Genomic DNA, 12,686 nt, shown 5'->3' with positions numbered 1-12,686 from the left:
CGCACCGCCAACAACGAATGCCCACCCAAATCAAAGAAATCGTCATCCACCCCCACCGACTCCACACCCAACACCTGCGCAAACACCCCGCACAGAATCTCCTCCTGCACCGACACCGGACCCCGACCACCACCACTACCCGCCGTGTAATCCGGCGCCGGCAACGCCCGCCGGTCCAACTTCCCACTCACCGTCAACGGCAACTCATCAAGCACCACCACAACCGACGGCACCATGTACTCCGGCAACCGCACCGCCACAAACTCACGAACCCCACCACTCACCAACACCCCACCAGCAACATCCACCGGCACCACATAAGCCACCAGCCGCTTGTCACCAGGAATGTCTTCGCGGGCGATCACCGCCGCCTGGGCGATCTCCGGATGCGAACGCAGCACACCTTCAACCTCGCCGGGTTCGATCCGGAACCCACGGACCTTCACCTGCTCATCGGCCCGGCCGACGAAGACGAGCTGCCCGTCCGCCGTCCACTTCACCAGGTCCCCGGTCCGATACATCCGCTCACCCGACCCGAACGGACACGCCACAAACCGCTCCGCCGTCAACGCCACCCGCCCCACATAACCCCGCGCCACCCCAGCACCCGCGACATACAACTCACCCACCACACCCACCGGAACCGGCGAGAGACCGTCGTCGAGCACGAGCATCGACATTCCCGCGACACCGCGGCCGATCACACTGTCCTGGTCGCCGCCGTCCAGGCGCCGATGCGTGACATAGATCGTCGCCTCGGTCGGCCCGTACATGTTCACGAGCCAGGGGTCGCCCTCTCCTTGCCTGGCCCACCAGCCACCCAACTGCGCCGGGTCCAGCGCCTCGCCGGCCAGCACCACCAGCCGCAACGCACCCAGGTGGAAGCCGTCAGCCGCGAGCATCTGGTAGAACGCCGACGGTGTCTGACTCAGGATCGTGACGCGTTCGCGCGTCAGCAGCTCCGCGAGCTCCAGCGGTGACCGGGACACCTCATAGGGCACGACCACGACCCGGCCGCCGTGCACCAGAGCGCCCCACAGTTCCCAGGCCGACACGTCGAAGGAGAACGAGTGGAAGCAGCTCCAGACGTCGTCCGGGCCGAGGTCGAACAGATTCCGCATCGAGGCGAACAGCCGAACGACACCGCGATGAGGAACCGCAATCCCCTTGGGCCGCCCCGTCGATCCCGACGTGTAGATCACGTAGGCCGAGTTGTCCGGCAGCGGCTCACCGTTTCGCTCGGAGCTCGACAGCACGCCGTCGTCGAACCCCGCCAGCTCCGCCGCCACTCCCGGCTCGTCCACCACGACCACCGGCACTCCCAGCGGCACCGACTCGGCGACCAGGGACGCACACGCCACCGACGTCAGCACACAGCCGGCGCCGCTGTCGTCCACCATGAGTCCCACGCGCTGCGCTGGTAGGTGCACGTCGACCGGCAGGTACGCCGCCCCGGCCTTGAGCACCCCCAGGAACGCCACCACCACGTCGATCCCGCGCTCCAACACCACCGCCACCACCGACTCGACGCCTACACCCCGAGCCGCCAGGTACCGCGCCACGCGGTTCGCCGCCGCGTCCAACTCCCGGTACGACACCTCCACCCCGTCGGCCACCACCGCCGTAGCGTCCGGAGTCCGCTCCACCTGCCGCTCGAACAACTCGACAACCGTGCCGTCGTCGACACCCTCGACCGCCGTGTCGTTCCACTCCACCAACACCTGATCCCGCTGCCGCTCATCCAGCAGGTCGACCTCGTGCAGCCGCACCTGCGGCTCAGCCGTCACCAACTCCAACACCCGCACGAACCAACCCGCGATCCGCTCCGCCGTCGACGCATCGAACAAATCCGTCGCCACCGTCAGCGAACCCTGCAACCCCGCGGGACGTCCCTGGGCATCGAACATCTCCACGACAGCCGCTTCGAGATCGAACCTGGCCAGGGTCATGGGCTTCTGCAGGACCTCGGCGGTCACGTTCGGCAACTCAAGGGCCGCTTCACCGGTGTTCTGCAGTGTCAGCATCACCTGGAACAACGGGTGCCGGGCCAGCGCACGGGTCGGCGACAGATCCTCCACCAGCCGCTCGAACGGCACGTCCTGATGCGCCAGCGCACCGAGGCTCGTCTGCCGCACCCGACTCAGTACCTCGGTGAACGTCGGGTCGCCCGACAGGTCGGTGCGGATCACCAATGTGTTGGCGAAGAACCCGACCAAGTCGTCCAACGCCTCGTCGGTCCGCCCCGCCACCGACGACCCCACCGGAATATCCGTGCCCGCGCCCAGCCGCGACAACAGCACCGCCAACGCCGACTGCACCACCATGAACCCGGTCACGCCCTCGGCCCGGGCCACCTCCACCAGCCGCTGATGCACCTCGGCCGGCACCCGCAGCGGCACGGTGTGCCCACGGTGACCCGGCTCGGCCGGACGCCGTCGGTCAACCGGCAGGGGAAGTTCTTCCGGCGCTCCCGCGAGCGCTTGCCGCCAGTAGGCCAGCTGAGTCGACAGCCGGCTCGCCGGGTCCGACTCCTCCCCCAGCAGCTCTCGTTGCCACAACGCGTAGTCGGCGTACTGCACCGGCAGGGCGCTCCACCGCGGTGCCTCGCCCCGCAGGCGTGCCGCGTACGCCGCTGAGAGATCTCGCGCCAGCGGCGCCCGCGACCAGGCGTCCATGGCGATGTGATGGACGATCAGGACGAGCACATGCTCGTCCGGTGTCTGCTGGTCGGCGCCGGTCTGAAACAGCCATCCCCGCACCGGGATCTCCGCTGCCAGGTCGAAGGAATACTCCTCCGCCTGTGCGACCGCCGCGGTCAGTTCTTCCGCCGCCACCCGGCGCACCTGGAGCTGCCAGTCCAGCTGTCGCATGTCGAGGATCTGCTGATGCGGCTCACCATCGACGGCCGGGAACACGGTCCGCAGTGCCTCATGGCGCTCAAGGACGTCGCGCAGCGCGGTGCCCAGCGCCGCGACATCGAGTTGGCCGCGGAAACGCACGGTGACACCGCTGTTGTAGGCCGGGTTCTGCCCTTCCATCTGGCCGAGGAACCACAGCCGCCGCTGGGCATGCGACAACGGAATCATCGTTTTCTCCCTATTGCACTGGGCGTGCAGCCGACCAACTCGATTTCTGATGTCACCGGATCTTTCGCACGTCTTATCGGCGTCGGCGCCGCGCCGTGCTGCGCTGTGCCGACGCGATCGTGAATCGCCCAGTATTCAGGGAAATTCACGCCCGGGGATACCCGAGCCGTCCACCGTCGCCCGACACCGGTCTGCGTTGCGGTGACAGACCGACGGCCAAATTTCAGCGCATCACCGGTCGTTGAACAAGGCCGGCTGCGGAACACCGAGACGGGCACTGTCCAACTGATGAGTCGGCGCAGTTGAACGGTTGAGGGGATTTCTCGAAACCGAGTGCGGGTCCTGAGTTCCGTACGGACGTGCCGTTCAGTTGATTGTGGTCATGCGGGGGTGTGGAAGCCAAGGCCTTCGCCGGGCGGACGGCTCCTCCATCGACATTCTGATCCGCAGGTCATCCCCGGAAAAGAGTCCAACTGCGGTGGTGCGCCGGTTGCACAGTCGCCCACGAGTCGCGCGTCGGGACGTGGCGGGGACCGTTGCTCATGAAGGCCGGGTGCGGCGGTGCCTCGGGGACCGCCGCACCTTCCTGGTTCCGCTCAGTCCGCGTACCCGAACTGCTCGACCAGTGCCGCGAATTCCGCGTCCTCGCGGATCCGCTCCTGGTAGGCCGCTGCCAGCGACTCTTCGACATCTTTGGCCACGGACGACTCGAAGTGGGGGGCGTCGTTCGCCTGTGATGTCCGGAACTCCCTCATGCCGGGCGGCATCTCGAAGATGCCGGACGCCCGGACGGTCGTCAGCGTCCAGTTCTCCACGGCCCGCAGGACCCGGTCGCCGTCCACCCCGCCCGGGACCTCAAGAAAGTCGACGATCCGCCCGAGCGCCGCGCCAGGGTCGGTCAACAGGTCTTCGTGCCGTATCACGCAGACGTCTTCCAGCTGTGGGAAGTGTGCGCGGACCCGCTCAGGCCGGGTCCACTCCCGGGCGTGCAGCTGCCAGTTGGCGTACGCCTCGTCGGACTGCTTCAGCGACTCGTCCGGGCTCCCCAGCAGCTGCTTGATCCGCCGCTCCCGGTCCTCGGGTCTGACCCGGTTTCCCTGAGTCATGGCGTACATGATGCCGCGCGGGTCGCGTGCCACGTACACGACCTTTCCGGTGATCGACCGGTAGTACTGGATGACTTCGGCGCTGGGCAGGAGGAAGGTCCGCACCAGGTGGGGTCGCGGCTCCTCCAGCGGCACGACCCGTCCCCAGTTGAACAGCACCGACAACTCGGGTGCCAGGTCGTTCAGGTCCTCCGGCGTGGCGTCACCCGGAGGCAAATCCAGCAGGTAGCCCGCTACGAGCGCGCGAGCCAGGCCGCAGGCGGACTGCTGGCAGGAGGTGATCCAGGCAAGGCTGGGCATGGTCCTCGTCTCCCTCGTGTCACCGGGTTAGTTGGCGTATCCGTACTGACCGGCGAGGCTGCCGAACTCCTCGTCCTCGCGCAGCAGGCGCCGGTAGGCGTCCTCGATGTCCTCGCCGTAGCCGGCCAGGGACTGGTCGCTCAGTCCCTGGCCGAAGAACGGGTTCCGGTCGCGGTGGCGGAGTGAGTCGTCCCGCCGCTCGGCGTCGCGCATCTTGTCCAATGCGGAGTTGTCCACGGCGCGCTGCACCCGGTCGGAGTCCAGCTCGCTGTCGAAACCGAGAAAGTCGATCATCTTGTACAGCGACCCGGCGGTGTCCCGCTTGATGTCCTCGTACCGGAGGACCAGCAGTTCGGTGTTCGGGAAGTACTGGTGCAGCCGCTCAGGGGTGGTCCACTCCAGCACGTTCTCCGTCCACAGCCCGAACCCCATGCGCTGCCACGGCACGACCCCGCGGTTGTCGATGAAGTGTTTCGCGTACGCGGTCCGGCGGTCCGGGCTGACGTTCAGCATCCGTTCCGCGCTGGGAATCACGTCGCGTGGGTTGCGCACGAGGTAGATCACCTTGGTGGTGGCATCGCGATACGGGTCGTGGATGTTCCGGCCGGGCAGGAAGTGGGTCTTCACCGCCAGTGGTCGTGGCTGGGCGACCGGCAGCATCGTGCCGGTACGCAGTACGTTCACCAGGTCGGGCACCGCGTCGTCCAGTCGGCCCCGGCCCAACTGCGCCATGCGCAGCTCGACCTGTCTGTCACGCAGGTAGCTGGCCAACAGGATGCGGGCCCAGGTGTTGCCGGACTTCGGGTAGGAAGCTATCCAGGCCAACGCCATGGCTCCTCCTTTCAATGCGGGATCGTGCCGCGGAACGGCAGTCGGACATCACGCCGGAAGACGTACACCTTGCGCTCGATGAGCGATGACGTGGGCTGGTCGAAGCCCCGGGTCGTAGGAGAACGGGAGAGGACGAACTCGACTCTCGACCGGAGCACCGGCGGTGCTCAACGGCCGCCTTCCCGAGGGAGGGGCCCGCCGGTGCATCCGGAACCGACCGTACCCGCTTCGCTGTTCACCGTCTCGGAGTCGCTGTACGGCCGCTTCGGTTCCCGCTGTCGCCGCCTCGCCCGCCCTGGTCACCTCGAACGGATCGTTCTCGGGCTCGGCGACGGCCCGCACGTCGCGAACCGCCCGCAGCCTCGACCGGAGAGAAGTGCGCGCTCCCTTTCCCGGATCGCTCAGCTCGTGGTGGCCCGTTGCTCCTCCTGGGGCGCTGTCACCGTGTCCGTGGGCAGACGGCGGTTGATCACCGACAGCAGCGGGCCGGTCATCGCGGTGGTGATCAGCGCCATCACCACCAGTGCGAGATACAGGGTGGAGGTGAGCACTCCGGCGCTGTACCCGGCCTGGAGGAGGACGATCTCGGTGAGCCCGCGGGTGTTGAGCAGGACGCCCAGGCGGAGTGCCTCGCCGCGCTCCTCGCCACCCCGGCGCAGGAACACGTAGCCGCCGCCGATCTTCGACAGCACGGCCAGGGCCGTCGCCAAGAGCGCCACGAGCCAGGGAATGCCTGTCGCTCCCGTCCATATCTTGAGTCCGGTGGTGACGAAGAAGACCGGCACCAGCCACCGGCCCAGCGTCGACACCCAGCGGACCGGTGCGTCCCAGTGCGGTGAACCGGGCGGGATCATCAGTCCCACCGCGAACGCGCCGAAGATCGCGGTGAGGCCCCAGGACTCCGCCGCGGCCGCCGCACCGAGCACGCACGCCCCCAGCACCACGGCCACCAGCCAGGGCAACCGGGCGCAGAGCCACTCGGCCTGACGGACCCTCAGCAGCCGGCGGCCCAGCATGATCGCGAGCACGCCGAGAATGAACATGGTGCCCGCCGTCGCGATGCCCCCCGCGCCCCCCTTGGCGATTCCGATCACCACGGCGAGGAGAAGCCAGGCCACGGCATCGACGAGCGCCGCCGAGGTCAGCGCGAGCCGTCCGGCGCGCGTGGTGGTCAGGCCCCGGTCGGCGAGGATCCTGGCGAGCACGGGTACCGCCGAGACCGCCATCGTGGTCGCGAGCAGCAGTACGAAAGCAAGGGTGGGCCCTGTCCCCCGGAGCTCGGGACGGTCGTACCAGACGAGCCAGCCGGCGAATGCCGCACCGGCCGCCAGGGACGGTGCGAGGGTGCCCAGTGTCGTCCAGCCGATGGCTCTTTCCCGCAGGCGGGAGTCGTCCATCCGCAGCTCGTGGGCGACGCCGACCAGGAACAGGACGAGTCCGGCGTGCCCGATCTGCCGCAGCGGTTCGATCACGGGGTCCGGCAGCAGGACGGGTTGTGCCTGCGGCCAGGCCCACCCGAGGATGGCGGGCCCCAGCAGCATGCCGACGGCGATCTCGCCGACGACCCCGGGCTGCCCGAGCCGGCGCGCGACCCACCGTCCGAGGTAGGCGACACCGAGGACGGCAGAGAGGGCGGCCGCCGTGTGGCCGGCCACGGCGGGCGTCATCGCGCACCCTGCCGGTCCGTCGCGACCGGGGTCGTTCTCTTCGGTTCCGGGGCCCGGGTCACGTTCGGGGGCCGCGTCCCCGTGGGTGTGAACGGTAACCGGCACAGTTCTTCTGTCGTGTCCATCGATTTCCCCCTGTGCAATGTTCCGAAGGTGCGTGGCGAAGATCGTCCGTTCCTCGGGTGATTTCACGACGTCGAAATGACCGGCACCTTCGACGAGTTGCACGGCCGACCGCCGCCGGCCCGAGTGCAGTTCCTCGACGCGCGTTCGGGCAGGCGAGGGCGAGATCGATATCCGCGCCTCGGCACTCATCTCGCCGTGCCATTCCGAAAGGGTTCACACCCGCTCGACTCCCCCTGAGCCGGCACATCGAACAGCGTCATCCGACTGCCCTGTGCGAGGAGTTCCCCGGCGACGGCCACCATAGTTCGCGGGTCGCTGTTCAGGCCATGGCCGAGGAGAACGGAACACTGATTGAGGAATACCTTCGTGAACGGATCGTGCGGGAACTTCGCCACCGGTCGGAACTGCTCGACGAGGTCGTTCACGGATTCGGCCGGACTCATTTGCTCGGCGCCTCGCCGCGATCCGTCGTCCTGAAGATTCACCATGAGGTCGAACGGATCGATGTCCCTGTCGACAGTCACCGCCAACCCTCGGGCCGACCGGTTCACGGAAGCCCTTCCGCCTGGCAGAAGCCGCCTTGCGCCGTGCACGCGGCCCTCAGGAACCTGATCCCAACCACGGCACGCGGGGCGACGATGCCCCGCCGACAGGGACGGGAACGCCATGCCTCACATGACCGCCTTCGCCAGGAACCAGTGGTACGTCGCCGCCTACAGCCACGAGGTCGGCCGCGACCTCCTCGGCCGGACGATCCTCGGCGAGCCCCTCGTCTTCTACCGCACCGAGGACGACGGCAGTGCCATAGCACTCCACGACCGGTGTGTGCACCGGCGGTTCCCGCTCTCCGAGAGCCGCCTCGACGGGGACCGGATCGTGTGCGGCTACCACGGCTTCACCTACGACACGACGGGCACCTGCGTGTACGTGCCGGGCCAGAAACGCATCCCCCGCACCGCCCGCGTCGCCTCCTACCCCGTGGTCGAGCAGGACGCGCTGGTCTGGGTGTGGATCGGCGACCCGGCGCTCGCGGACCCGCAGGTCATCCCCCGCGCCCCGCACCTCGCCTCCCCCGACTGGGTCACCGTCAGCGGCATGGAACCGATCGACGCCGACTATGGACTCCTCGTCGACAACCTCCTCGACCTCTCCCACGAGACGTATCTGCACGGCGGTTACATCGGCTCGCCCGAGGTCGCCGAGACCCCGATCACCACGGAGGTCGACGAGGGCGCCGGCGTCGTACGAGTGAGCCGGCACATGGACGACGCCGAGTGCCCGCCGTTCTACGCCAAGTCCACCGGAATACAAGGGCGGATCACTCGCTGGCAGGACATCGAGTACCACGCGCCCTGCCTCTACCTCCTGCACAGCCGTATCGCCCCGGTCGGCGTCCTGCCCGAGGAGGACGGCAGCGACCCGAACGGCTTCCACACCGAGATCACCTACGCCATCACGCCCTCGTCGGACGGCAAGGTGTACGACTTCTGGGCGGTCTCGCGCGACTGGGCCACGGGCGACGCCGAGGTCACCGAGTTCCTGCGCGGCAACAACCACACCGTCGTCATGCAGGACGTCGACGCGCTCAACCTCCTTCAGAGGACGTTGGGTTCGGAACGCTCCGGCTATCAGGAGCTGAGCATCAACATCGACACCGGCGGCCTCGCCGCCCGCCGTATCCTCGCCCGGCTGGTCGAGGAGGGCGCCAAGCCCGTGGAGCAGGTCCAGTGACCGCTCCGACCGGCGAGGTCTACCGCATCGACTGGCTGCCGGGCACCGACGTCCTGCACGGCACCTGTCACTGCGGCCGCGAGCACACCTCTCAGGACCCGATCGAGATGTGGGAGTGGATGCTCGCCCACCCCCGCGGCCACGCCGTCGACGATGCACAGGGAGCCGGCGCATGACCACCCACGAGGCCGAACTCGTCGTAGAGTCAAGGGACTTCGCGGCCGACGGCGTCCTCGCCCTCACGCTCCGCCATCCGCTCGGCGAGCAACTCCCGTCCTGGGAACCGGGCGCCCACATCGACGTCGTGCTCGGCCCCGATCTGGAGCGCCAGTACTCGCTGTGCGGCGACCCGGCCGACCGTACGACCTGGCGGATCGCGGTACTGCGCGAGCCGGACGGGCGGGGCGGATCGGCTTACGTGCACGGGCAGTTGGAGCAGGGCGACAAGGTGCGGGTGCGCGGACCGCGCAACCACTTCCGGCTGGAGCCCGCCCCCCGCTACCGCTTCGTCGCGGGCGGCATCGGCATCACCCCCCTCCTGCCGATGCTGGCCGCGGCGGAGGCGTCGGGCGCCGACTGGAGCCTGCTCTACGGCGGCCGCACCCGTAACTCCCTGGCGTTCACGGAGGAGTTGAGCCGCTACGGCGACCGCGTCACCGTCGCTCCGCAGGACGAGGTCGGGCTGCTCGACCTGCCGTCGGTGCTGGACGACGTTCCGGACGGCACCCTCGTCTACTGCTGTGGTCCCGGGCCGCTGCTCGACGCGGTCGAGGCACGGTGTCCCGGCGGCATCCTGCACGTCGAGCGGTTCCAGCCGAAGGCCCAAGTCGCGGACGCCGACAGCGAGTTCGAGGTCGTGCTGGAGCAGAGCGGGAAGACGGTCACCGTCCCGGTGGGCGTGTCCGTGCTCGACACCGTGCGCGCCGCCGGTGTGGAGGTGCTGTTCTCCTGCACCGAGGGCACCTGCGGGACCTGCGAGACCGATGTCCTGGAAGGCACCCCGGACCACCGCGACTCGGTGCTGAGCGAGGAGGAACGGGCGGCCGGCGAGACGATGCTCATCTGCGTCTCGCGCTGCCTGGGAAAGCGGCTCGTACTGGATCTGTGACGACGCGTCCTGGATCCGTGACGGCGCGGACCGGAGCTGTGACGACGCGGGGACAACACGCCAAGAGCGCACTTCGATAACTGTCAACAATATTGTGAGCACTAGGCATTGACCTGGCCGCGACGGGGCCCTACGTTCCCGCTCAACACCCATTGAGCACCACTGTGCGGTCTGCGCACAGCCTGTCGGAACACCGTCGTCTGCACAGGAGTTGCCATGCGTCGTCTGCTCGTCGGCCTCGCGGCCGGAACCGTGCTGGTCGCCGCGTCGGCCTGCGGTTCGTCCGGCAACGGAGCGTCGGATCAGAACAGCTCGTCCACCGGAACCACCACGGTCAAGGTGGGGGTCATCCCCATCGTCGATGTCGCCCCGCTCTATCTCGGCCAGAAGGAGGGCTTCTTCGGCAAGCACGGGCTGAAGCTCTCGATGACGCTCGCGCAGGGCGGCGCGGCCATCGTGCCGGGTGTGGTGAGCGGCCAGTTCCAGTTCGGCTTCTCCAACATGACCTCCCTGATGCTCGCCGAGTCCAACAACGTTCCCGTGAAGGCCATCGCCAACGGCGTCGCCTCAACGGGCGTGTCCGGCAAGGACTTTGGCGCCCTCGTCGTCAAGAAGGGCAGCACCCTCAAGTCGGCGAAGGAGCTGGAGGGCAAGAAGGTCGCGGTCAACACGCTGAAGAACATCAACGAGACGGCCGTCCGCGAATCCGTTCGCAAGGCCGGCGGCGACCCGGACAAGGTCAAGTTCGTCGAGCTGGCCTTCGACCAGATGCCGGCGGCGCTCGACAAGGGCCAGATCGACGCCGCCATGGCCGTCGAACCCGCGCTCACCACCATGTTGAACCAGGGCGCCCAGCAGATCGCCTGGCCGCTGGTCGACGTGGCGCCGAACCTCACCGTCGCCATGTACTTCACGTCGTCGGCGTACGCGACCAAGAACCCGGACGTGGTGAAGAAGTTCCAGGAGGCGACCGCCGAGTCCCTGGCCTACGCCGACGCCCACCCGGACGAGGTCCGCCAGATCGTCGCCACCTACACCAAGGTTCCCGCCAGTGTGCTGGCCAAGGTGATCCTGCCCAAGTGGCCCGCCGATCCGAACCGTTCGTCGATCGAGGCACTGGAGAAGCTGAGCGTGACGGACGGTCTCTTCAAGACGGCCCCCGACCTGGACAAGCTGCTTCCGTGAAGGGACTGAACACCGCACTGGGTGCGGCCGGACTCGCGGCCTTCCTCGCCCTCGGCGAGGTCGTGCCGCGCGTCGGCATCGTCAAAGAGGCGTACTTCCCGCCGACCAGCAGGATCGCGTCCGCGCTCTGGGACGAACTCAAGGACAGCACGTTCTGGTCGGCCCTCGGCGACACCCTCACCGGCTGGGCCCTCGGCCTGGCGATCGCCGTCGGCGCGGGCATCGTCGCAGGCGTCCTGCTCTCGGTGGTCCCGTACCTCCGCGAGGCGACGGCATCGACGGTCGAATTCCTCCGCCCGATCCCCTCGGTCGCCCTCATCCCGTTGGCAGTGCTGTTGTACGGCACCGAGTTGAAGTCGGTGCTGTTGCTCGTCGTCTACGCCTCCTTCTGGCAAATCCTGATCCAGGTCCTCTACGGCGTCCAGGACGTCGACCCGGTCGCCGAGGAGACGGCGCGGTCCTACGGTCTCGGCACCTGGGCCCGGGTGCGGCACGTGCTGTGGCCGAGCGCCCTGCCGTACGTCATGACGGGTGTCCGGCTGGCGGCGGCCGTCGCGCTGATCCTCACCATCACCGCCGAACTGGTCATCGGGGCACCGGGGTTGGGCGCGACCATCATGGTCGCGCAGAGCTCGCAGGCGGTGCCCGAGATGTACGCGCTGATCGTGGTGACCGGTCTGCTGGGGCTGATCATCAACGTGGGCGCGCGGACGGTGGAGCGGCGGGCGCTGGCCTGGCACCAGTCGGTGCGCGGGGAGGTGACGGTGTGAGGCGGGCTCTGCTCCGGCTGCTGTTCGTGGTCGCGCTGCCGGCGGTGCTGCTCACCGTCTGGTGGCTGGCGTCGGACGGCAGCACCAATGTGTTCTGGCCACCGCTACGGACGATCCTCAAGACCTTCCCCGACGTGTGGACCGCCGACAGGCTCAAGTCGGACGTCCTGCCCAGCGTGCTGCGGCTGACGGCCGGTTACGCCGCGGCGGCCGTCGCGGGGATCGCGCTCGGCACGGTGATCGGCTCCTACCGGCGGGTGCGGGCGGTGTGCGAACCGGTCCTGGAGTTCCTGCGCGCGGTCCCGCCACCGGTCCTGGTCCCGGTCATCATGCTGTTCGCGGGCATCGGCGACACGATGAAGATCGTGGTCATCGCGAGCGGCTGCGTCTGGCCGATCCTCCTCAACACGGTCGAGGGCGTACGCGCGGTCGACCCGGTCATGAAGGAGACGGCCCTCTCCTACGGCATCACGGGCACCGCCCGCCTGCGGAGCCTGGTGCTGCGCTCGGCGAGCCCACAGATCTTCACGGGGCTGCGTCAGGCGCTGTCCATCGGGATCATCCTCATGGTCATCAGCGAGATGTTCGCGGGCACGGACGGACTGGGCTACGCCGTCGTCCAGTTCCAGCGCAGTTTCGCGGTGCCCGACATGTGGACCGGCATCCTCGTCCTGGGGATGCTGGGATTCCTGCTCTCCGTCGTCTTCCAGGTGGTCGAGCGGCGGGTGCTCGGCTGGTACCACGGCCTGCGCGCGGCCTCCCGCCGGTCCCCGTGA

12 protein-coding genes are annotated in these 12,686 nt (G+C 68.3%); 6 read left to right on the top strand and 6 right to left on the bottom strand.

The window, feature by feature from the left end; genetic code table 11:
- From ACIBK4_RS29205 to ACIBK4_RS29180, 6 genes are all read right to left on the bottom strand, one after another.
- On the bottom strand, window positions 1-3,086 hold a 3,086-nt coding region (locus tag ACIBK4_RS29205; RefSeq protein ID WP_398999190.1), incomplete at its 3' end, for an amino acid adenylation domain-containing protein.
- Between the two features lie 596 nt (window positions 3,087-3,682).
- On the bottom strand, window positions 3,683-4,492 hold the full coding sequence (locus ACIBK4_RS29200) for a sulfotransferase domain-containing protein (protein ID WP_398999188.1): 810 nt from the start codon (window positions 4,490-4,492) through the stop codon (window positions 3,683-3,685).
- Window positions 4,493-4,519: 27 nt separating this feature from the next.
- Window positions 4,520-5,323, bottom strand: a complete 804-nt coding sequence (locus tag ACIBK4_RS29195; protein ID WP_398999186.1) for a sulfotransferase domain-containing protein — start codon at window positions 5,321-5,323, stop codon at window positions 4,520-4,522.
- A gap of 11 nt (window positions 5,324-5,334) precedes the next feature.
- Window positions 5,335-5,481, bottom strand: a complete 147-nt coding sequence (locus ACIBK4_RS29190; RefSeq protein ID WP_398999184.1) for a hypothetical protein — start codon at window positions 5,479-5,481, stop codon at window positions 5,335-5,337.
- Between the two features lie 243 nt (window positions 5,482-5,724).
- Entirely contained in the window at window positions 5,725-6,990 is a 1,266-nt protein-coding gene (locus tag ACIBK4_RS29185) for a cation:proton antiporter (RefSeq protein WP_398999182.1), read from the bottom strand.
- A gap of 311 nt (window positions 6,991-7,301) precedes the next feature.
- Window positions 7,302-7,640 (bottom strand): hypothetical protein, encoded by a 339-nt coding sequence (locus ACIBK4_RS29180; RefSeq protein WP_398999180.1) that lies wholly within the window; start codon window positions 7,638-7,640, stop codon window positions 7,302-7,304.
- A gap of 142 nt (window positions 7,641-7,782) precedes the next feature.
- Between ACIBK4_RS29180 and ACIBK4_RS29175 the strand changes: the two genes are divergently transcribed.
- The 6 genes from ACIBK4_RS29175 (at window position 7,783) to ACIBK4_RS29150 (ending at window position 12,686) form a co-directional block, all read left to right on the top strand.
- Entirely contained in the window at window positions 7,783-8,847 is a 1,065-nt protein-coding gene (locus ACIBK4_RS29175; protein ID WP_398999178.1) for a Rieske 2Fe-2S domain-containing protein, read from the top strand.
- Window positions 8,844-9,023 (top strand): hypothetical protein, encoded by a 180-nt coding sequence (locus ACIBK4_RS29170; RefSeq protein WP_365298324.1) that lies wholly within the window; start codon window positions 8,844-8,846, stop codon window positions 9,021-9,023. Before ACIBK4_RS29175 ends, ACIBK4_RS29170 begins: the two co-directional genes overlap by 4 nt.
- Window positions 9,020-9,955, top strand: coding sequence for a PDR/VanB family oxidoreductase (locus ACIBK4_RS29165; RefSeq protein ID WP_398999176.1), 936 nt, complete (start codon window positions 9,020-9,022; stop codon window positions 9,953-9,955). Before ACIBK4_RS29170 ends, ACIBK4_RS29165 begins: the two co-directional genes overlap by 4 nt.
- 216 nt (window positions 9,956-10,171) lie before the next feature.
- A complete protein-coding gene (locus ACIBK4_RS29160) occupies window positions 10,172-11,140 on the top strand; it encodes an ABC transporter substrate-binding protein (RefSeq protein WP_398999174.1) in 969 nt (322 codons plus the stop codon).
- Window positions 11,137-11,910 (top strand): ABC transporter permease, encoded by a 774-nt coding sequence (locus ACIBK4_RS29155; protein ID WP_398999172.1) that lies wholly within the window; start codon window positions 11,137-11,139, stop codon window positions 11,908-11,910. Before ACIBK4_RS29160 ends, ACIBK4_RS29155 begins: the two co-directional genes overlap by 4 nt.
- Window positions 11,907-12,686, top strand: coding sequence for an ABC transporter permease (locus tag ACIBK4_RS29150; RefSeq protein ID WP_398999170.1), 780 nt, complete (start codon window positions 11,907-11,909; stop codon window positions 12,684-12,686). Before ACIBK4_RS29155 ends, ACIBK4_RS29150 begins: the two co-directional genes overlap by 4 nt.

It is taken from the genome of Streptomyces sp. NPDC050528 (assembly GCF_044457795.1).
GTDB lineage: Bacteria > Actinomycetota > Actinomycetes > Streptomycetales > Streptomycetaceae > Streptomyces.
Note: the sequence above shows the minus strand (reverse complement) of the source record. Positions and strands in the feature narration are given on the sequence as shown.